Annotated in this window: 20 protein-coding genes and 2 pseudogenes; 19 read left to right on the top strand and 3 right to left on the bottom strand. The window is 33.5% G+C overall.

The features are described 5' to 3' along the window. The first annotated feature begins 2 nt into the window (after positions 1 to 2). From FOT98_RS13960 to FOT98_RS13910, 11 genes and pseudogenes are all read left to right on the top strand, one after another. Positions 3 to 1340 carry an acetyl-CoA carboxylase biotin carboxylase subunit gene (locus FOT98_RS13960; RefSeq protein ID WP_061680409.1) on the top strand — a complete coding sequence of 446 codons (1338 nt, stop codon included), beginning with the start codon at positions 3 to 5 and terminating at the stop codon, positions 1338 to 1340. A gap of 26 nt (positions 1341 to 1366) precedes the next feature. After that, on the top strand, positions 1367 to 1582 hold the full coding sequence (locus tag FOT98_RS13955) for an acetyl-CoA carboxylase biotin carboxyl carrier protein subunit (protein WP_001987345.1): 216 nt from the start codon (positions 1367 to 1369) through the stop codon (positions 1580 to 1582). Between the two features lie 21 nt (positions 1583 to 1603). Further along, a complete protein-coding gene (gene mvaB / locus FOT98_RS13950) occupies positions 1604 to 2515 on the top strand; it encodes a hydroxymethylglutaryl-CoA lyase (protein ID WP_063261013.1) in 912 nt (303 codons plus the stop codon). 4 nt (positions 2516 to 2519) lie between these two features. Then, the gene (locus FOT98_RS13945; RefSeq protein WP_061680407.1) at positions 2520 to 3308 is read left to right on the top strand and encodes an enoyl-CoA hydratase; all 789 of its coding nucleotides are present in this window, start codon (positions 2520 to 2522) and stop codon (positions 3306 to 3308) included. Between the two features lie 2 nt (positions 3309 to 3310). Further along, entirely contained in the window at positions 3311 to 4852 is a 1542-nt protein-coding gene (locus FOT98_RS13940) for an acyl-CoA carboxylase subunit beta (RefSeq protein WP_063261012.1), read from the top strand. A gap of 49 nt (positions 4853 to 4901) precedes the next feature. Further along, positions 4902 to 6842 (top strand): AMP-binding protein, encoded by a 1941-nt coding sequence (locus FOT98_RS13935; protein WP_063261011.1) that lies wholly within the window; start codon positions 4902 to 4904, stop codon positions 6840 to 6842. A 267-nt stretch (positions 6843 to 7109) separates the two neighbouring features. Continuing rightward, on the top strand, positions 7110 to 7421 hold the full coding sequence (gene exsK / locus FOT98_RS13930) for an exosporium protein ExsK (protein ID WP_063261010.1): 312 nt from the start codon (positions 7110 to 7112) through the stop codon (positions 7419 to 7421). Between the two features lie 114 nt (positions 7422 to 7535). Beyond that, positions 7536 to 8075 carry a GNAT family N-acetyltransferase gene (locus FOT98_RS13925; protein ID WP_063261009.1) on the top strand — a complete coding sequence of 180 codons (540 nt, stop codon included), beginning with the start codon at positions 7536 to 7538 and terminating at the stop codon, positions 8073 to 8075. 51 nt (positions 8076 to 8126) lie between these two features. Then, positions 8127 to 8687 carry a nucleoside/nucleotide kinase family protein gene (locus FOT98_RS13920; protein WP_063261008.1) on the top strand — a complete coding sequence of 187 codons (561 nt, stop codon included), beginning with the start codon at positions 8127 to 8129 and terminating at the stop codon, positions 8685 to 8687. Positions 8688 to 8699: 12 nt separating this feature from the next. Beyond that, positions 8700 to 8813, top strand: a pseudogene (locus tag FOT98_RS32925) (alpha/beta hydrolase); the annotation flags it as partial. A 13-nt stretch (positions 8814 to 8826) separates the two neighbouring features. Beyond that, complete coding sequence (locus tag FOT98_RS13910; RefSeq protein ID WP_063261007.1) at positions 8827 to 9285, top strand: DinB family protein; 459 nt, start codon at positions 8827 to 8829, stop codon at positions 9283 to 9285. A 58-nt stretch (positions 9286 to 9343) separates the two neighbouring features. Here FOT98_RS13910 and FOT98_RS13905 read toward each other — a convergent pair whose 3' ends face one another. The 3 genes from FOT98_RS13905 to FOT98_RS13895 all read right to left on the bottom strand — a co-directional run bounded on the left by FOT98_RS13905 (position 9344) and on the right by FOT98_RS13895 (position 12384). After that, positions 9344 to 10360: a D-alanyl-D-alanine carboxypeptidase family protein gene (locus tag FOT98_RS13905; protein ID WP_063261006.1), complete on the bottom strand. Its 1017-nt coding sequence runs from the start codon at positions 10358 to 10360 to the stop codon at positions 9344 to 9346. Between the two features lie 181 nt (positions 10361 to 10541). Beyond that, on the bottom strand, positions 10542 to 11699 hold the full coding sequence (locus FOT98_RS13900; protein ID WP_061680395.1) for a sensor histidine kinase: 1158 nt from the start codon (positions 11697 to 11699) through the stop codon (positions 10542 to 10544). Then, positions 11689 to 12384 (bottom strand): response regulator transcription factor, encoded by a 696-nt coding sequence (locus FOT98_RS13895; RefSeq protein WP_063261005.1) that lies wholly within the window; start codon positions 12382 to 12384, stop codon positions 11689 to 11691. Before FOT98_RS13895 ends, FOT98_RS13900 begins: the two co-directional genes overlap by 11 nt. Before the next feature lie 193 nt (positions 12385 to 12577). Between FOT98_RS13895 and yqeK the strand changes: the two genes are divergently transcribed. From yqeK to FOT98_RS13855, 8 genes and pseudogenes are all read left to right on the top strand, one after another. Next, positions 12578 to 13186: a bis(5'-nucleosyl)-tetraphosphatase (symmetrical) YqeK gene (gene yqeK / locus FOT98_RS13890; RefSeq protein ID WP_063261004.1), complete on the top strand. Its 609-nt coding sequence runs from the start codon at positions 12578 to 12580 to the stop codon at positions 13184 to 13186. A 13-nt stretch (positions 13187 to 13199) separates the two neighbouring features. Further along, positions 13200 to 13874 (top strand): DUF3885 domain-containing protein, encoded by a 675-nt coding sequence (locus FOT98_RS13885; protein ID WP_063261140.1) that lies wholly within the window; start codon positions 13200 to 13202, stop codon positions 13872 to 13874. After that, positions 13874 to 14611, top strand: coding sequence for a phosphorylase family protein (locus tag FOT98_RS13880; RefSeq protein ID WP_081110443.1), 738 nt, complete (start codon positions 13874 to 13876; stop codon positions 14609 to 14611). Before FOT98_RS13885 ends, FOT98_RS13880 begins: the two co-directional genes overlap by 1 nt. A gap of 12 nt (positions 14612 to 14623) precedes the next feature. Beyond that, positions 14624 to 15262 carry an SDR family oxidoreductase gene (locus tag FOT98_RS13875; RefSeq protein ID WP_063261003.1) on the top strand — a complete coding sequence of 213 codons (639 nt, stop codon included), beginning with the start codon at positions 14624 to 14626 and terminating at the stop codon, positions 15260 to 15262. A gap of 102 nt (positions 15263 to 15364) precedes the next feature. Further along, on the top strand, positions 15365 to 16213 hold the full coding sequence (locus tag FOT98_RS13870) for a GNAT family N-acetyltransferase (RefSeq protein ID WP_063261002.1): 849 nt from the start codon (positions 15365 to 15367) through the stop codon (positions 16211 to 16213). A gap of 108 nt (positions 16214 to 16321) precedes the next feature. Next, a complete protein-coding gene (locus tag FOT98_RS13865) occupies positions 16322 to 16696 on the top strand; it encodes a hypothetical protein (RefSeq protein ID WP_061680389.1) in 375 nt (124 codons plus the stop codon). Positions 16697 to 16903: 207 nt separating this feature from the next. Beyond that, on the top strand, positions 16904 to 19570 hold the full coding sequence (locus FOT98_RS13860) for a M4 family metallopeptidase (protein ID WP_063261001.1): 2667 nt from the start codon (positions 16904 to 16906) through the stop codon (positions 19568 to 19570). Positions 19571 to 19769: 199 nt separating this feature from the next. Next, positions 19770 to 20325: pseudogene (locus FOT98_RS13855) on the top strand (class I SAM-dependent methyltransferase). Positions 20326 to 20357: the final 32 nt, after the last annotated feature.

The raw sequence follows: 20357 nt of genomic DNA, 5'->3' as shown, positions 1-20357 counted from the left end.
CTATGTTTCAAAAAATATTAATTGCTAATCGCGGGGAAATCGCAGTTCGTATTATGAAAACTTGTCAAAAACTTGGCATTCGCACTGTTGCTATTTATTCTGAGGCAGATGAAAATGCCCTTCATGTGAAAATGGCAAATGAAGCTTACTTAGTAGGTGGACCGCGTGTCCAAGAAAGCTATTTAAACCTTGAAAAAATTATTGAAATAGCTAAGAAGACAAATGCTGAAGCAATCCATCCGGGATATGGATTATTATCAGAGAATCCGTCTTTTCCGGTTCGCTGTAGAGAAGAAGGGATTGTATTTATCGGTCCATCAGAAGAAATCATTACGAAGATGGGAAGTAAAATCGAATCTCGTATTGCAATGCAAGCTGCAGATGTCCCAGTAGTTCCAGGTATTACTACAAATATTGAAACTGCTGAAGAAGCAATTGAAATTGCAAAACAAATTGGTTATCCATTAATGCTGAAGGCATCCGCAGGCGGCGGAGGCATTGGAATGCAGTTGATGGAAACTGAGCAAACGCTCACCAAAGCATTTGAAAGTAACAAAACAAGAGCGCAAAACTTCTTCGGTAACGGAGAAATGTATTTAGAGCGTTATATTGCAGATGCACACCATATTGAAATTCAGCTTTTAGCAGATACACATGGTAACACAGTGTATTTATGGGAGCGTGAATGTTCAGTACAACGCCGAAATCAGAAAGTGATTGAAGAAGCACCTTCACCATTTTTAGATGAAGGTACACGAAAAGCGATGGGTGAAGTCGCTGTACAAGCTGCCAAAGCTCTTGGATATACAAATGCTGGTACAGTTGAGTTTCTAGTTGATGATCAGAAAAATTTCTATTTCTTAGAGATGAATACGAGATTACAAGTAGAGCATCCAGTTACAGAAGAAATTACTGGTTTAGATCTTGTAGAACAACAACTTCTAATTGCATGTGGTGAGAAGTTATCGTTTACACAAGATGATGTAAAACGTAGTGGTCATGCCATCGAGGCACGTATTTATGCAGAAGATCCGAAAACATTCTTCCCATCACCTGGGAAAATTACAAATTTAACGCTGCCAACAAATGTTCGTATTGATCACTTTTTAGAGAATCAAGTAACGATTACACCTTTCTATGATCCAATGATTGCGAAAGTCATTGCTCATGGTGAAACTCGTGAAGAAGCAATTTCGAAATTACATGATGCTTTAGAAGAATTAAAAGTAGAAGGTATTAAAACGAACACACCAATGCTAATTCAAGTACTGGAAGATGATGTGTTCAAAAGTGGTATTTATACTACGGGTTTTGTAACGAAACAACTTGTTAAAAAATAAGGTTTAACAATATTAAGGGGGAAAAAATGATGACGAAAGTATATGCATCGATGGCAGGAAATGTATGGAAGATTGTTGTAGGAGTAGGAGATACAGTAGAGGAAGAGCAGGATGTCGTCATTTTGGAATCTATGAAAATGGAAATTCCAATCATTTCAGAAGAAGCTGGCACAGTTATGAAAATTAATGTGCAAGAAGGCGACTTTGTAAATGAAGGAGATGTATTACTAGAAATTGAATAGGGAGATATAGGGGGAAGCGAATTGAAACTACCTAATTTTGCTGTCATTAAAGAAGTCGGGCCACGTGATGGCTTACAAAATGAAAAAAAGATTGTTGGCACAAAAGATAAAGTAAAATGGATTCAACTACTTACAGAGGCGGGATTATCGTACGTTGAAGTTTCCTCATTCGTTCACCCTAAATGGGTTCCTGCATTAGCAGATGCAAATGATGTGTTTTCTGAGCTGAAAAGGGATCCAAATGTTACATATGCAGCGCTTGTTCCAAATCAAAATGGTTTGGAACGAGCTTTTTTGCAAAATGTAGATGAGGTGAATGTTTTTTTATCAGCAAGTGAATCTCATAATAAAAGTAATATTAATAAATCAATTAAAGAAGCATTAGTTGTCATTGAAGATATAACAAAGCAGGCAATGTTCGAAGGAAAAAAGGTAAGAGGCTATGTTTCTACTGTATTTGGTTGCCCTTATGAAGGGGACATAAGCGCCATAGCAGTTGACGAATTATGTAATCAACTATTCTCATATGGCATTTATGAAGTCTCTCTTGGTGACACGATCGGTGTAGCGAATCCGTTACAAGTAGAGCGCGTATTAGAACATTTATTAAAGAAATATGATGCTTCTCAGTTTGCAATGCACTTCCATAATACGTATGGAATGGCTCTGGCAAATGTAGTTAAGTCATTAGAATATGGTATTACAACATTTGATAGTTCTTGTGGTGGTCTTGGGGGATGTCCATATGCACCAGGAGCATCAGGCAATGTTGCAACCGATGACTTAGTACATATGCTCCATAAGTTAGGTGTCCAAACGAATATTGATGAAGAGAAGTTATTGAGAGCAAGTCAATTTATTCAAAGTAAATTAAATATCCAATTACCGAGTCATGTGTATAGAGCGCTTCAACATAAAACGATAAGTAGGTGAGAAGATGCTACAATTACAAAACATTTCAGTTGATTATGTAACACCACACGTTGTAAAGATTTCATTATATCGTGAAAGACAAGCAAACTCATTATCTTTAGCGTTATTAGAAGAGTTACAAAACATATTAACTCAAATAAATGAAGAGTCAAATACTCGTGTAGTTATTCTAACAGGTGCTGGTGAAAAAGCATTTTGTGCTGGAGCTGATTTAAAAGAACGTGCCGGCATGAATGAAGAACAAGTTCGTCATGCTGTTAGTATGATTCGTTCTACTATGGAAATGGTTGAACAATTACCACAGCCAGTTATTGCTGCTATAAATGGGATCGCACTTGGTGGTGGTACAGAATTAAGTTTAGCTTGTGATTTTAGAATTGCTTCAGACACTGCAAGTCTTGGTCTCACTGAAACTACACTTGCAATTATACCTGGAGCAGGTGGTACGCAGCGTTTGCCAAGGTTAATTGGTGTTGGTAGAGCGAAAGAATTAATTTATACAGGCAGACGCATTTCGGCACAAGAAGCGGAAGAATATGGTCTAGTAGAATTCGTTGTACCAGCTCATTTACTTGAAGAGAAAGCGATTGAAATGGCAGAAAGAATTGCTAGTAATGGTCCAATTGCTGTTCGATTAGCAAAAGAAGCGATTTCAAACGGTATTCAAGTTGATTTACATACCGGATTACAAATGGAAAAACAAGCGTATGAGGGTGTAATCCATACGAAAGATAGAATAGAAGGATTACAGGCATTCAAGGAAAAACGCACACCAATGTATAAGGGGGAGTAAATATGTTAGATCAAAAACAAGAATTGAATACATTTGAAGGACGAGTTGAAACGATTAAACAAGGCGGCGCACCAAAATATCATGAACAAAATAAAGAAAAAGGAAAACTATTCGTTCGAGATCGTTTAGCTCTTTTATTTGATAATGGTGAATATGTAGAAGATGCATTATTTGCAAATTGTGAGCAAACGGGATTACCTGCTGATGGTGTTATTACGGCAACAGGTAAAATACATGGTCGTACTGCATGCGTAATGGCAAATGATTCAACAGTAAAGGCCGGATCATGGGGCGCACGTACAGTTGAAAAGATTTTACGTATTCAAGAAACGGCAGAAAAATTACGTGTTCCGTTATTTTATTTAGTTGACTCTGCTGGAGCGCGTATCACTGATCAAGTAGAAATGTTCCCAGGGCGCCGTGGTGCAGGAAGAATCTTCTACAATCAAGTGAAATTATCAGGTAAAGTTCCGCAAGTGTGTTTGTTATTTGGACCTTCGGCAGCTGGCGGCGCATATATTCCGGCCTTTTGTGACGTTGTAATGATGGTAGAAGGAAATGCATCTATGTATTTAGGATCTCCTCGTATGGCTGAGATGGTTATCGGTGAGAAAGTAACTTTAGAAGAGATGGGCGGAGCTCGTATGCATTGCTCAGTATCAGGATGCGGAGATGTTTTATGTAAGACCGAAGAAGATGCGATTACACAAGCAAGACAATACATTTCATATTTTCCAAACAACTACTTAGAGAAGACTCCATTGGTTACACCTCAAGAACCGAAACAATTCGAAAAAACATTAGAACAAATCATTCCAGAAAATCAAAATGCTCCTTTCAATATGAAAGATCTCATTAACAGAATTATTGATGAAGGTTCTTTCTATGAAGTAAAAAAATTATTTGCTCAAGAACTAATTACAGGCTTAGCGCGTATTGATGGTAAGCCAGTTGGTATTATTGCAAATCAACCGCGTATGAAAGGCGGCGTATTATTCCACGATTCAGCTGATAAAGCAGCGAAGTTTATTAATTTATGCGATGCATATCATATTCCATTATTATTCCTTGCAGATGTACCTGGATTTATGATTGGTACAAAAGTAGAGCGTGCTGGCATTATTCGCCACGGTGCAAAAATGATTTCTGCAATGAGTGAAGCAACTGTACCGAAAATTTCTATCGTTGTTCGTAAAGCATATGGTGCTGGTTTGTATGCAATGGCAGGTCCAGCCTTCGAACCAGATTGCTGCCTTGCTTTACCGACAGCTTCTATTGCGGTAATGGGCCCAGAAGCTGCGGTCAATGCTGTATATGCAAATAAGATTGCAGCTTTACCAGAAGAAGAGCGTGATAGCTTCATTGCTGAAAAACGCGAAGAGTATAAGAAAGATATTGATATTTACCATTTGGCATCAGAGATGGTCATTGATGGTATTGTTCATCCAAACAATTTAAGAGAAGAGTTAAAAGGACGATTCGAAATGTATATGAGTAAATATCAAGTATTTACGGATCGTAAACATCCTGTTTATCCAGTTTAAAAGCCCTATTTAGGGCTTTCTTGCTCAAAAAGTCAAGGAGGGGAAAACATTGAAACAAGCAGTTTGGTTTCCAACAGAAGAGTATAAAGAAAAAACGCGTTTATATGGTTGGATGAAATCATTGGGATATGAAGATTACGAAACGTTTTATAATAAGTCAATCGAAGAAACAGCTTGGTTTTGGGGAAAAGCTGAGAAAGCGGTAGGCTATCAATGGATGAAACCTTATACAGACGTGCTAGACCTAGAGAATGGTACGCCGTTTGCACAGTGGTATAATGGCGGAACATGTAACGTTGTAGAATCAGTTTTATCCCGCTGGCTTGCAGATGATGAAACAAGAAAACAACCAGCACTTCAGTACGAGGGAGAAAATGGAACCTCAAAATCATTTACATATGAAGAACTTGACAACTGGGTAAGCCGCGTTGCAAACGGTTTGAAACATGCTGGTATTGAAAAAGGCGACCGTGTAACAATTTATATGCCGATGATTCCAGAAACAGTTGTTGCGATGCTAGCTGTTATGAAAATCGGTGCAATTATTTCACCAATATTCTCAGGCTTTGCGTCTGATGCAGTCATGACACGTGTGCAAGCTGCAGGGTCAAAAATGATCATTACTGCAGATGGTTTTTCACGCCGAGGTAAAGTTGTTTCATTAAAAGACGAAGTAGATAAAGCTTGTGAACATTGTCCAACTGTTGAAAAAGTCGTTATCGTGCGTCATGCAGGAAATGACTTTACGCCGCATAATTATGATTTTTCATGGAGTACGTTAGAAAAAGAAAAGCCATTTGTACATGCAGAAGAAATGAACAGTGATGACCCATTAATGCTTATATATACTTCTGGAACAACTGGAAAACCGAAAGGAACAGTACATACACATGCTGGTTTTCCTTTGAAAGCTGCATTTGATGCAGGATTTGGAATGAACATCAAGCAAGGTGACCGTGTATTATGGGTAACTGATATGGGCTGGATGATGGGACCATTTTTACTATTCGGTTCTCTTATAAATGGGGCAACGATGGTTATGTACGAAGGTGTTCCAGATTTCCCGGAAGCAAATCGGTTATGGGAGACAGTTGATAAATATGAAATTACACATCTGGGTATATCACCAACATTAATTCGTGCGTTAATGGCAAAAGGTGATGAATATGTGAATAAACATTCACTCAAGAGTTTAGAAGTATTCGCATCAACAGGTGAACCTTGGAATCCAGATCCTTGGATGTGGCTATTTGAAACAGTTGGAAAAAGTAATGTACCAATTTGTAACTATTCAGGCGGAACTGAAATTTCTGGTGGGATTTTCGGAAACGTCCTTATTAAACCAATTGCACCGATTAGTTTTAATGCATCTTTACCAGGAATGGCAGCGGTTGTGCTCGATGATCAAGGTAATCCAATTCGTGATGAAGTTGGAGAATTATGTTTAGAGAAGCCTTGGGTTGGTATGACGAAAAGTTTCTGGAAAGACGATGAGCGTTATGTGAACACATATTGGTCACGTTTTGAAAATAAATGGGTTCATGGTGACTGGGTGATTTATGATGGTGAGCAATATATTATTACAGGACGCTCAGATGATACGTTAAACATTGCTGGGAAACGTATTGGACCTGCTGAATATGAATCTATTCTTGTGAAGCATAATGATGTCATAGAAGCTGCCGCAATTGGTGTACCTGATGATGTAAAAGGTGAAGTTTGTCATTGTTTTGTAGTACTAAGGGACAATGTAACATTCACAGGAGAGTTAAAGAAAGAATTAATGAGTTTAGTAAACTCTCATATTGGAAAAGCATTATGTCCAAAAGATATTCACGTTGTAGAAGATTTACCGAAAACACGTAATTCAAAAGTAATGCGCCGCGTCATTAAAGCTGCTTACTTAGGAAAAGAATTAGGTGATTTATCATCACTTGTAAATCCTGAAGTAGTTCCGTTTATTCAGGGGTTACAGTCTAGTAAATTATAGGATTTAAAGTATTTATAATGTGAAATGACCTCTAATTGTTAGAGGTCATTTTTATTTTTTTTACATTACACTGAATAGAAAAAGATATTTATCAATGTACGAATTCCAAGTATATACAATGGAAGTTCATACAGTAATGCACTTGTTTTTTATGTATATAGATTAATTTAGTACATGTGATTGTTTTTTCCTTTCTATGTTTTTGCCTCGTACACTTTAAAGCTAGTAGACATACTATATTAATAGAAATGATTAGGGGGTGAGATTATGGGGTATCGTTATAGTAATTCTAAAAAGAAGTGTACGTGTAAACAGGATGATTGCTGGGATGCTTTTGAAGAATGTAAAAAAGAACAAGAAGAACAAAATAAAGCATGCGATTGTTGCTGTGTACAAGGAATTAAAGATGAACTTAAAAAGTTAGTAAACAGAGCAGTGCGTATTAATACAGGAAGTAATGAGTATGCTGGAACTGTATCTTCAGTAACTTGTGATGTTGTAAGGCTTACTAATAGTGCTGGAGTAGTTACAATAATATCTGTTTGTAAAATTGAAGCGATTGTACCGTTATTGACATAGGAAAAAAGAATAATTTCGCTTTTTTGTAAAGCCATTCTTAAGAATGGCTTTATTTTAATTTCATATAAAGGAGAATAGATTTTTTGTATAGAAATAAGTTTGGGGCTATAAAGTATGATGTACGAAAGGAGTATAAAAGTGATTAAACTAGAAACCTTTAAAAAATTTGATTTTAAGCAATTAATAGATTGGATTGACTCCGAAGAGTTTTTAATACAATGGTCGGGAAATGCATTTGCATATCCCCTAAATGAACAACAATTAGAAAATTATATAGAAAGCTCAAATACCCTTGCATTTAAAGTAATAGATGAAGATTCTAAGAAAGTAGTTGGTCATATTTCAATTGGGCAAATAGACAATATAAATAAATCTGCAAGGATTGGAAAAGTGCTAGTTGGTGATACGAAAATGAGAGGACGTTCTATAGGGAAACATATGATGAAAGCAGCACTACAAATTGCATTTGAAGAATTAAAACTACATAGAGTAACTCTCGGTGTTTATGATTTTAATACGTCGGCTATCTCATGTTATGAAAAAATAGGATTTGTAAAAGAAGGTTTATTAAGAGAGTCAAAAAAAGTAGGAGAAACATACTGGAATTTATGGGAAATGAGTATGTTAGAATATGAATGGAGCGATAAAAAATAATAGGTATCTGTAATTATATTATGTTAATTAAATGGGGTATGGTGGGGAATTATGAATAATAAAACGAAAATCATTACAATTGGAGCTGTTTCAGGAGGAGGTAAAACTACTGTTACAGAAAAATTAACTCAAAAGCTAACAAATTCAAAAGCACTTTATTTTGATAGCTATCACTTTAAAAACTGTCCTAGTGATATTTGTAAATGGATTGATGATGGAGCAAATTATGATGAATGGGTACTTACACCATTAATTCATGATATTCAGCATCTTATACGAGAGGGGAATGTAGATTATATTATTGTAGATTATCCTTTTGCATACTTAAATAGTGAAATGCGACAATTCATTGATGTAACAATATTTATCGACACACCTTTAGATATTGCGATGGCTAGAAGAATCTTGCGAGATTTTAAAGAAGGTACAATAGATGAAATACATAATGATTTGAATCATTACATGACATTTGCGAGAAAAGCTTATTTAGAGGCAATTCATGCTGTTAAGTCGAATTCGGATATTGTATTGGATGGATCTTTATCTGTAAGTGAAATAATGAATCAGGCTATAGAGGAACTTGGCCTGAGAGAAGTGATTGTCAATGATTAAATGCATAGAGGAATATTACGACTATCAAGCAATAATAAATTTGTAATTGCAGAACAAAGTGGTCACTATATTCAAAAATATGAGCCATATTATGTGAAAGATGCTATTAAGTGGATTATTGGGTAGAGGAGAGATAAATATGTACACTTTATTTCAATACAATTGGCAAGTAAGGGACGACTGGTTTAAGTGGTGTGAACAACTTTCAGAGGAAGAATTACTCCGCAAGCGTATCGGGGGTGTTGGGAGTATTTTAGAAACATTATTCCATATTGTCGATGTTGAATACAGCTGGATTAGCGCACTTCAAGGAAAAGAAGATAATGAACCGAAATTTAAAGATTATCAATCCATCCAAAAAGTGAAAGCGTTATCTGATTTATATAAACAAGAATTAGAAGTTTTTTTGCAGTTGTGGTCATCTAGCCTAGAATGTAAGATATTAAAAGCTTCGTGGACAGATAAAACATATACATATGGTGAAGTTTTAAGACATGTAATTGTACACGAAATTCATCACATTGGTCAGCTATCTATATGGGCGAGAGAGTTAAATCTTCAGCCTGTTTCAGCGAGTTTAATCGGAAGAGGACTATAGATGTATAAAACGGCTTACACTTATAGTGTAAGCCGTTTTATATATATAAGAAGATTTCCTAGTTGAAATCCTCGGATTTTTTCTGGCGTATATGTAAAAACATTAAAAATGTAATAATGAAGAAAATCAATAATGTTTGTATGATTAAATTTTGAAACTGAAGCAAAACTGTCCAAGATGTAACAGCGTCTTTAAAAGCTTGGAACGCAGAGTATGAGGAAGGATCAAAACCGTACTGTAGTAACTTTTTTGTTTCAATAAAAGTACTGTTTTCATCATCAGCCTCTAAAATTACTGAAATAAGTCTAGTATCTCCTCGTTTTGCTGTACTGACAAAACTATAATTACCATTTGTTAGAAAACTAGTTTGTAAGCCGTCAACACCTTGGAGTTTAATGTTTTTATTAAGGGAATAAATCATTTTATTTGTGTTGAAAACTTTGGAATCCTTGAAGGTAAATTGGTAAGAGGTTAGCTTCGTAATATTCAATACATCGGGAAAATCTTTTACTAATTGTGTTGCTAGTTTAACAACGTCTATTGCTGTTGTAGTTGATTGTTTATTCGTATCGTTATTCATTCCAGTAGCATTTAGAAATGGGGATTGTTGTGATAACTTTAGTTGTGTTGCTTTTTCATTCATTAGAAGTGTAAAGTTATCTTCATTTCCAGCAATGTGTTCTGCAAGGGCAAGTGCAGAACGATTATTCCCTGTCAAAAACAATGCATGCAGTAAATCACGAACTGTCGTTTGATCTTTAGAAGTTACTTGTATAGGGCTCGTTTCTGCTCGGAAAACTTCGTTACTTATTTTTACTAACTCATCTAACTGTATTTTGCCTTCATTCAGTTGTTCCATTGCGATATATTCAGTCATTAATTTAGATAAAGTAGCTGATTGTATAGGAATTTCCTCATTTTTTTTATAAATAACTTCACCTGAATTAGCATCTATTAAAATAGCTGATTTAGCTTGAATAATTGGACCATTTACATAAAGATAAAAATATAAAACAATAAGCGCTGTAATAACAAAAGATAATAATAAAATTGTGAACTTTTTCAGGAATTGCATAAGCGATCCTCCTACTATGACATCAATAATACTATTGTAAAAAGGAATGCTTAATTAGGAAGAAAGAAAAGGTAAAGAATTTCTAAAGAATTATAAAGGATTATTAAATTTTGGATTTTAATGGGAAATAAAAGGTCCAATTTCTTATATGGTAAGAAATTGGACCTAAAATTAAGCTGTATTAACATTTATGTGGTTGTAGTTTTACAGTGAAAGTTGTTTTTTTATCATCACTATATACTTCAATTGATCCTTTGTGCAATTCGACAATACTTTTTGCAATTGCTAATCCGAGCCCAGATCCACCGGTGTTTGTAGAGCGAGATTTTTCAACGCGATAAAAACGTTCAAAAATATGAGGTAAATCTGTACTAGGAATAGGTTGGCCGTAATTTGTTATGTCTATAGTAATCATATTATTGCTTTCATAGGCAGCAAGGTCGATATATCCACCGTCATTTCCATAAGCGATAGCGTTTATAATAAGATTTTCAAACACACGCACTAATTTGTCTCCATCAGCTAATACCATGAGTTTTTGAGATGGGAAAGAAGGGCGACATTCTATATTAGCTTCTTGAACTTGTATGCGGAATTGAACAGTTAATTGTCCAAGTAGCTCTACAATATCAATGGGAACAGAATATAAACTTAACTCTTTATTTTGAACACGTGTATATTCAAACAAGTCATTCATTAATGCATTAAGACGGGTTACTTTATCGTAAATGACTTGTATATAATGGCGTAATTCCACTTCATCTCTATAATTATCATGATGGATTAAATTTACGTATCCAACTATAGAGGTAAGAGGAGTACGTAAATCATGCGATACATTTGTAATAAGTTCACTTTTTGCTTGTTCAGCCTGTCTCTCTTCATCAATTGAGACTTTTAATTGTTCAACAATCTGATTTACTCCGGTTGCTAACTCTTCCAGATAATTATGATTTACGATAGACACTTTATGATTGAAGTTTCCATCTGCAATATAACGAATTTCTTCTATCATTTTTTTAATACAAGTTTCATAGTAAATCTTTCTTTCATGACGATAAAAAATGTATAGGTAGGATGAGAAAATAGAAAATAAAAACAAATAAGATACAATCATCATCCATAGAGATTCCTTTATTCCTTTATATTTTTCATATCCAAAAATTCTAATGAATTCTTTTCCGAGCTCGCTTAACGTGAGTGAACTTTCAATTACACTTGTAACAAGGCGATATATAATTAATTCAGTAATAGGAGTAAGTGTAATAGCTAACATAAACCAAAAAATCAACTTCCATTTTGGGATATCTTTTAATATATCAAATGCTTCATTTCTCAATTTTATAGCCTACTCCCCAAACAGTATGGATAAACTTCTCTCCATTCATTCCTGTTTCAAGTTTATCTCGTAAATTACTAATGTGGACCATTACAGTTTTATTTGAGCCATAACCATCTTCATTCCAAACGCGTTCAAAAATTTCTTCGGAACTAAATACTCTTCCGGTATTACTCGCAAGTAAATATAAAATATCAAATTCAATAGATGTAAGTTTAATATATTCTCCATTTACTTTAACAGTATGATTATGTTTGTGTATTTCAGCAGAACGAATACGAATAATACCATCTTCATTCTTGGGGGAAGTGGCATTTTGGAAAGACGATCTTCGTAATAAAGCTTTCACTCTAGCTACTAATTCTAATGGATTAAATGGTTTAATCATATAATCATCTGCACCTGTCATAAGACCTAATATTTTATCCATATCTTCTGCTTTTGCACTAAGCATAAGAATAGGTACAGTATTATTTTCACGCACTTCTTGGCAAACTTCTAATCCGTTTCGTTTTGGCATCATTATATCCAGAACCATAAGGTCAACTTCATATGTAGAAATCATTTGTAATGCCTCATCGCCATCATATGCTTTATAAATGTTATAGCCTTCATTTCGCAAATAAACAGCAAGTAATTCAACAATTTCTTTATCATCATCAATAATTACTATATTTTTATTCATTATGTAGTTCCTTTCCTAACAAATCATTAACATTACTATAATATCAAACATTTATGTATTTTGTAGCAATGATTCCACATAAAATTTCATGTAACGTATAAAAAGGGATTAAAACATTCATAACGAATACAAAGAAGAAAGATATTTAAATAATGTATTATACTGAAAGTGAAGAATAAGGGGGGGACTTGCTATGGTATATAAAGAGATTTATTCATTTACTCCAACTGGAAAAATTGAAAATGATATAAAAGCTTTTCTATTAAAATACAATAAAGAACTTACATATAAACATTCAATTCGGGTGGCAAATGAAGCTCGAAAAATTGCGATTAAGTATCATGAAAACGGAGAAAAGGCAGCGATTGCAGCATATTTACATGATATTAGTGCAATCTTTCCGAATGAAGAGCGGATTGCAGTTGCTGAACAATTTAGAATAGAGATATTACAAGAAGAACGAGAATTCCCGATGATTATTCATCAAAAACTGTCGAGAATAATTGCAAAAGAGATATTTAGAGTGGAAGATGAAGAAATTTTAAATGCAATTAATTGTCATACTACACTACGTAAACATGCAACGAAGATGGATTTAGTGTTATTTGTTGCGGATAAAATAGAATGGGATCATAATGGGACACCACCTTATTTAGTAGAAGTAAAAAAAGGATTAGAAAAATCTTTAGAACATGCTGCTTTCGTATATATTTCATATTTGTGGGATAGAAAAGAAACGTTGAAAGTTGTACACCCGTGGCTAGAAGAAGCATATTGGCAGTTAAAAGAAATTGTAGAGTAGAAAGGATATGGGGATGCAATTAAAAGAGTATATGAATCAAATATTTCCTGGAGTTACATTAGTACCACATATATACTTTCAGTGGGAAAATCATTTGCATTTTCATTTTTGGAAAGGGAAATGTCCAAATGTCGAAAGAACTGACGATTTAAATATGGAATACTTCACTCAACTGTATACATATAATAAATACTTGTTTGAAGATGTATTTTCAAAAGAAGATGAAGTGTTTTTAGTAATAAATGTGTATCGATTTAAAAAGGAAGATATGAAAAATTCGCAGAAAATAAATGTATACAATAAATTTATTAAAAAGAGGGATTTAAAGTTCCAAATAAACCAAGAAACGTTAGCCTTTCTATTTGAAGATGAAGAAGCTGATTTATATTGTACATATCAATTTTCGTTAAAATGCCTTGCGGAAGATATTAAATACCAACCACTTATTCAAGCTGCAAATCATGAAGATTTTCCGGGTCTTTATCCTCGTTTTGGATGCAAAAAAGAAATTTTTTATCCAGATGTATTTCTTGTAAATGTATCGAAAGATATTATCATGTTTATTTACGATGATAGAGGATGTGAAGTAATTGCGAAGAATAAAGAAACAATACGAAATTTATATGAGAAATATAAAGAGTGGATTCCAGATTATGAACGAGAAAGTATAGATAAATTATTTACATGATAACAATAGGGGAAGTGAAGCGTGTAATGAAACGTATTGCAATCGTATCCGCATGGGAACCAGAACTTACGTATTTGCATCAATTTTATCCAAGTGAGCGCATTGAAAAAAGAGCAGCTTGGGAATTTCATTTTCATTATATAAATAATTTGGAAGTTATCTCCGTTATAACTGGAGTTGGCAAAGTAAGTTGTGCAAGTTGTGTACAATTATTAATTAGTGAGTTTCAGCCAGATGAGTTGTTTATGACAGGGATATGCGGAAGTTTATCAAATAAGGTGAAAAATGGTCATATTGTAGTAGCCCTTAATGCAATACAACACGATGTTACTGCTGCTGGTTCGGGGGAAGATGTTTTTAATTTATATAATGGTAGAACAGCACCTATTGAAACAACAAAGTCAATTGTAAGAAGAATAAAAAAGATGCGATCATATGAACCGATTCATTTCGGTACATTTTTATCTGGAGATCAACGTATCCGTAGTTCAGAAATGAGATATTTACTCCATACTGTATATGGAGCATTAGCGGTTGATCAAGAGGTAGCAGCATTCGCTTATGTATGCCAAATCAATAACAAGCCTTTTCTATGTTTAAAAGCTGCTTCAGATCAAGCAAATGATAAAACGAAAGAGGAACAAAAAATCTTTAAAATGTTAGCATGTGAACGAGCCTGCGAGCATTTAATTGCTTTTTTACGAGTGTATGAGATTAACGTAGTAAATAATAGATAGTTAGAGGGGTTAATATCGGAAAGTACAAATAGAATAGCTATTCTAGGCGCAAATGGAAAAGCCGGGAAATTCCTTGTAAACGAAGCGTTAGAAAAGGGATATCAAGTAAAAATATTAACAAGAAATTCTAATAATATCAAAATAACAAATGAAAATTTAGAGATTATTAATGGATGTGCACGTGATTTTTCTTCAATACGGAAATTACTTAAAGGTTGTCGAGTTGTAATAAATGCGGTTGGTCAACCAAAAAATGAATCTTATATTTTTAGTACAGTAACGAAGCATATTTTAGAAGCAATGAAAGAATTTGAAATAAAAAGATATATACTGATTTCTGGAGGTTCTTTAGATGTTATAGGAGATCAAAAGGGAATTATAAATAAAATAGGAGCTACCTTGTTTAAAGTATTTTTATCAAAGATGATGCAAGATAAATATAAAGAATTGCAAATTATTCAAGGTAGTGATGTAGATTGGACAATTGTTAGATTACCATTTGTTATGGAAGGGAATGGTATTGGAAATATAAAAGAGAGTTTAGTAGATATGCCAGGAATCAAAATTCAAAATAGTGATATTGCACCGTTTGTTATAAAACAAATTAATAGTGAGAGATATGTAGGAAAATGCCCGTTTATTTCAAATTAAATGGTAGAACTGAAAATTAAAGAATGATGGGTAGAGTGGAACTAGTACATTTTATGTATTTGAATGTTAAATTTAACACGAGTAAGTGGGGGATAATTTTATATGATCCAATACAAAAGATGCAGTGAAGTAAGTATAGATTTAGTGTATGAAGCTTTTAAAGATGGATTTTCAGATTACATTATTAAAATGGAAGTTTCAAATGAAGATTTTATAAATAGATTTTTTGGACCAGAAGGGAATTCACTAAAACATTCCTTTCTTGCTTTAGACGATAATAAATCTGTTGGTGTAATACTTGGCGGGATAAAGGATTATGAAAACATAAAAACAATGCGCTGTGGAACATTAGCGGTTCATCCTAATTATCGCGGTATTGGTGTGAGTCAAAAGTTATTTGAACTGCATAAAGAAGAGGCGCTTCAAAATGAGTGTAAGCAACTTTTTCTTGAAGTTATTGTAGGCAATGACCGAGCGATTCATTTTTATACGAAATTAGGCTATGAAAAAGTGTACGATCTATCTTATTATAATTTAAAAGATATGACTGAAATAATAAATAAAGATTGCAAGGGAATTGAAGTGAAACAATTAGATTTTCCATCTTTTAAACTTGAAGTTCAGAAATGGTTACACTTCCATATAAATTGGCAAAATGATATGGATTATATCGAAAAAACAAATAATACATTTTACGGCGCATATGTTGATAATGATTTAAAGGGTGCTATATGTGTGAATGAACAAGGTAAAATCAGTTTTCTTTTCGTAGACAAAGACTATAGAAATCGTAATATTGGATCAAAATTATTACAAATAGCAAGAGATGAGTTGAATGTAACAAGTTTATCAATTGGGTTTCCAAACAACAATTTACTAGAAGGATTTTTAAAGAAAACTGGATTTGAAAAGAATTCTTTAGCACAATATGAAATGTATGTTTTGATATAAAAAGCGGAAGGAGTTATTCTTACGCTTTTTATTTTTGTACTATATTGATATTTTACTTTGTATAATATTCTTTTTTTATGTAGAATAGATAGGATGGGAGGGGATGAAATGAATAATGGATTAAAGTTTAAGATTTTTGAATTACATTGTTTCGTTCAAAAAACTTATTCTGATATTAAAACAGCATGTGATATTGCTATTTATCAAGAAAACACTTCTAAATATTTAATTTCATTAGGATTTTTAAATAAATCATATATGACTTATATAGAATCAAAAAGATTTTATCGTGAAAATGAAGAACTTGTAAGTGTAGAATTTGATAATTTCTTTGATACATATGATAAATTAGAAGAGGAATTAAAAAAAGTTATTTCAACTGAAGATAAGAATCCTTCATTGCTACATAGCAGATTTGATCAGTTTCAGCAGAAAGTTGAAAATATAAATGACCTAATAAAAGTAATGCAAAACGCTCGTTAATGAATGCTTTTTTCTTTTTATATAGAAATTATGCATTAAAAATATATTAGGGATATTACATATTGAACGGATGACTTTTGTTTGCTACAGAAGTCATCTTTTTATAATACAGTTTTGCGTAATGTGTCGTACTTTTTATTCTTCTATTTTTGATAGGAATACATTTAAGCAGTTTCATATTTTAGGGAATTATACGAGGAAAATAACATGAAAAATAAAAAAGAAATAGCTATAGTTGCATTAACAACAGGATTAGCCTTAACAACTGTAATACCGTATGGAGTAAGTTATGCAGAGGGAAAGGATCAAATGCAAGTTGAAATTCAAGAGGATTCGTTTCGTACAGGTGAACTTACACAACCATCACAAAAGACGCCTGAGAATGTAGTGAAAGATGCACTTAAGGAAAAGACGGAACATGCTTTGTCTCCAAAACAAGTTAGTGGAGAAAAAGAGGTAGATTACAAGGTTGTTCAAAAACGTGGGGCTTATGATGGGACTACACTTGTTCGTATGCAACAAATATATGAAGGAAAAGAAGTGTATGGATACCAATTGACTGCTCATGTAGATAAAAAGGGTATTATTAAAAGTGTTTCAGGAGAAAGTGCACAAAATTTAACACAAGAAGATTTAAAGAATTCAACTAATTTATCAAAAGAAGATGCAAAACAATTTATTTATACGAAGTACGGGAACGATATTACATTTATTTCTGAGCCAGAAGTCAAGGAAGTTATTTTTGTAAATGAAAATAATGGACAGGCTAGCAATGCATATCAAGTTACATTTACGGCTGCAACACCAAACTATGTATCTGGAACTTATTTAGTGAATGCTAATTATGGAGATATGTTGAAAAATATGGTGCAAGAGTCAGATTTAAAAATAAGTGAAGAGCATGTTAAATCTATTGAGGAGAGTAAAAAAAGTGATGTCAAATCATTAACCGGAACAGGTAAAGATGATTTAGGTATAATTCGCACATTTGGTATTTCTGAACAAAGTAATGGGGAATATGCACTTGCTGATTACACAAGAGGGCAAGGAATTGAGACATATGATGTAAATTATAGAGATATTACTTTTGAAAACAGATATTATCCTGGTATATTAGCAACTAGCACTTCAACCATATTTAATGATCCAAAGGCGGTAAGTGCTCATTTCTTAGCAACAAAGGTATATGATTTTTATAAAGATAAATATAAACGTAATAGTTTTGATAATAAGGGGAAAAAAGTAGTATCAGTTGTACATGCATGGGATTCTGGAGAAACAGATGATCCTAAAAATTGGGAGAATGCATTTAGTGCTAATATTAGCAATGTTAGTATGCTAATATATGGTGATCCAATGGTGAAAGCATTTGACATAGCGGGCCATGAATTTACACATGCGGTTACATCTAGCGAATCTAATCTTGAATTTTCCGGAGAATCTGGGGCAATTAATGAGGCGTTATCTGATATTATGGGAACGGCTATTGAGAAATACATAAATAATGGGGAATTTAATTGGACAATAGGAGAGCAAACTGGATCAGTTCTTCGTAATATGAAGAATCCATCTGCAGTCAAATTTATTAATGGATTACCGTATCCAGATGATTATAGCAAATACAGTGATTTAAACGGAGAAGATAATGAGGGCGTCCATTTCAACTCAAGTATTATTAATAAAGTCGCGTATTTAATTGCACAAGGTGGAACTCAGGATGGTGTAACTGTAAATGGTATTGGTGAAGATAAAATGTTTGATATTTTCTATTATGCAAATACAGATGAATTGAACATGACTTCTAATTTCTCTGAATTAAGAATAGCGTGTCTGAAAGTTGCAACAAACAAATATGGTGCGAACTCAATTGAGGTTGAAGCGGTCCAAAAAGCTTTTGATGCAGCAAAAATTAAAGGAACAGTGAAAGAAAACGAAAAAACTGCAGAAAACCAACTCCCTGAATTAACTGTACCTCTTACAATTACACTGCGTGTTGGTGATACATTTGACCCGATGAGTAATGTAAAAGCTGTTGATAAAGAAGATGGTGATTTAACAAATAAAGTAAAATATAAAGGCGATGTAGATACTTCTAAACCAGGTACATACATTGTGGACTACTCGGTCGTTGACTCTCAAGGCGGGAATACAACGGCTACACAGACGGTAATTGTAGAGGGAAATGGAGAAAAATTAGATTTAAACCCCACATTAACAGTGCCTACTGCAACGACAATTCATGTAGGAGATTCATTCGATCCTATGGCAAAAGTATTAGCTATTGATAAAGAAGACGGCGATCTTACTTCTAAAGTAAAAGTTAATGGTGAAGTAAATACCTCTAAAGCTGGTACTTACGTATTAACGTACATAGTGAAAGATTCTAAAGGTCATGAAGTAACTGCGAAACAAACTGTAACGGTCAAAGTTAGAGATGAAGTTAAAAATGAAATACCAATACTTAAAGTACCTGCTACAACTACAATTACTGAGGGAGATAAATTTGATCCAATGGTAGGAGTATTAGCTACTGATAAAGAGGATGGTGACGTTACTTCTAACGTAACGTATGAAGGAACTGTAGATACCTCTAAAATTGGTACTTTTGAAATCATATATAGTGTCAAAGATTCCGTAGGTAATGAGGTTCATACAATGCAAAAAGTATTGGTGAAAGATAAAGACATTAGCAAAGCTAATGGCCTTACTAATAACAATAGTATCCCGAACAACAGTAATTCCGATAAAAAAGAATCTACATATAAAGAACTTCCAAACACGGGTGCCAGTGCAACTAACAGTACAACAATGGGCATTTGGATGGTTATTGCAGGTACAGTACTTACTTTCGTTCGTAAATTTAGAAAGTTATAAAAATAATTATATATTATGAACTGTTTCCATTAAGTTAGTTAAATGATTGTATTAGGGGATTTTTAGGGATTGAGTTTGAAATTGTCCAGAACTCATTTTTGTTAAAACAATCACGATTCTTTCTTAATGTATAGTAGAAGGTAGAATAATAGTAAACATAGAATATATTAATAATTAATATGTTTACGAGGTGAAAGTAGTGGCAATAAAACAAGATGAAATTAAAGTAGTAGTTGGAGCTGGAATGTTTAATAATAATCCAGGTTGGATACAAACGCAAAAAGATGAACTTAATTTACTAGATAAAGCTATGTGGGAAGAAAGGTTTGAATACAATTCTATTTCAGCTATTTTAGCTGAACATGTATGGGAACACCTTACATTTGAAGAAGGTGTAAGGGCAGCAGAAATTTGTTATGAATTTTTAAAGTCAGCAGGGCACATTCGATGCGGTGTTCCTGATGCGTTTTTCCAAGATGAAGCGTACCAAAATATAGTTCAAATAGGCGGGTCCGAAAGATCATCCAGCAGCAAGTCATAAAATCGTTCATAATTATAAAACATTAACGAAAATGTTTGAAACTGCTGGATTTGAGGTAGTTTTACTTGAATATTGTGATGAAAATGGTCAGTTTTATTACAACGAATGGGATGCAAACGATGGTGTTATTTTCCGTTCTAAAAAGTATGATTCTAGAAATAAAGGCGATAAACTTGGTTTTCCATCGCTAATTGTCGATGCGATTAAGCGGTAAGTCATTCAACAAAAAACAAGAGTAAATTCTAT

Origin of the sequence: Bacillus sp. HY001 (genome assembly GCF_007558965.1) — a bacterium.
Taxonomy (GTDB): Bacteria; Bacillota; Bacilli; order Bacillales; family Bacillaceae_G; genus Bacillus_A; species Bacillus_A mobilis.
The sequence above is the reverse complement of the archived record's forward strand: the minus strand, read 5'-3'. Positions and strand labels throughout refer to the sequence as shown.

Excerpts from the sequence above, each read along its gene's own strand:
- FOT98_RS13960 (WP_061680409.1), top strand. The coding sequence starts at position 3 with ATGTTTCAAAAAATATTAATTGCTAATCGCGGGGAAATCGCAGTTCGT.
- FOT98_RS13955 (WP_001987345.1), top strand. The coding sequence starts at position 1,367 with ATGATGACGAAAGTATATGCATCGATGGCAGGAAATGTATGGAAGATT.
- FOT98_RS13945 (WP_061680407.1), top strand. The coding sequence starts at position 2,520 with ATGCTACAATTACAAAACATTTCAGTTGATTATGTAACACCACACGTT.
- FOT98_RS13940 (WP_063261012.1), top strand. The coding sequence starts at position 3,311 with ATGTTAGATCAAAAACAAGAATTGAATACATTTGAAGGACGAGTTGAA.
- exsK (WP_063261010.1), top strand. The coding sequence starts at position 7,110 with ATGGGGTATCGTTATAGTAATTCTAAAAAGAAGTGTACGTGTAAACAG.
- FOT98_RS13925 (WP_063261009.1), top strand. The coding sequence starts at position 7,536 with ATGATGTACGAAAGGAGTATAAAAGTGATTAAACTAGAAACCTTTAAA.
- FOT98_RS13920 (WP_063261008.1), top strand. The coding sequence starts at position 8,127 with ATGAATAATAAAACGAAAATCATTACAATTGGAGCTGTTTCAGGAGGA.
- FOT98_RS13910 (WP_063261007.1), top strand. The coding sequence starts at position 8,827 with ATGTACACTTTATTTCAATACAATTGGCAAGTAAGGGACGACTGGTTT.
- FOT98_RS13905 (WP_063261006.1), bottom strand. The coding sequence starts at position 10,360 with ATGCAATTCCTGAAAAAGTTCACAATTTTATTATTATCTTTTGTTATT.
- FOT98_RS13895 (WP_063261005.1), bottom strand. The coding sequence starts at position 12,384 with ATGAATAAAAATATAGTAATTATTGATGATGATAAAGAAATTGTTGAA.
- yqeK (WP_063261004.1), top strand. The coding sequence starts at position 12,578 with ATGGTATATAAAGAGATTTATTCATTTACTCCAACTGGAAAAATTGAA.
- FOT98_RS13885 (WP_063261140.1), top strand. The coding sequence starts at position 13,200 with ATGCAATTAAAAGAGTATATGAATCAAATATTTCCTGGAGTTACATTA.
- FOT98_RS13870 (WP_063261002.1), top strand. The coding sequence starts at position 15,365 with ATGATCCAATACAAAAGATGCAGTGAAGTAAGTATAGATTTAGTGTAT.
- FOT98_RS13865 (WP_061680389.1), top strand. The coding sequence starts at position 16,322 with ATGAATAATGGATTAAAGTTTAAGATTTTTGAATTACATTGTTTCGTT.
- FOT98_RS13860 (WP_063261001.1), top strand. The coding sequence starts at position 16,904 with ATGAAAAATAAAAAAGAAATAGCTATAGTTGCATTAACAACAGGATTA.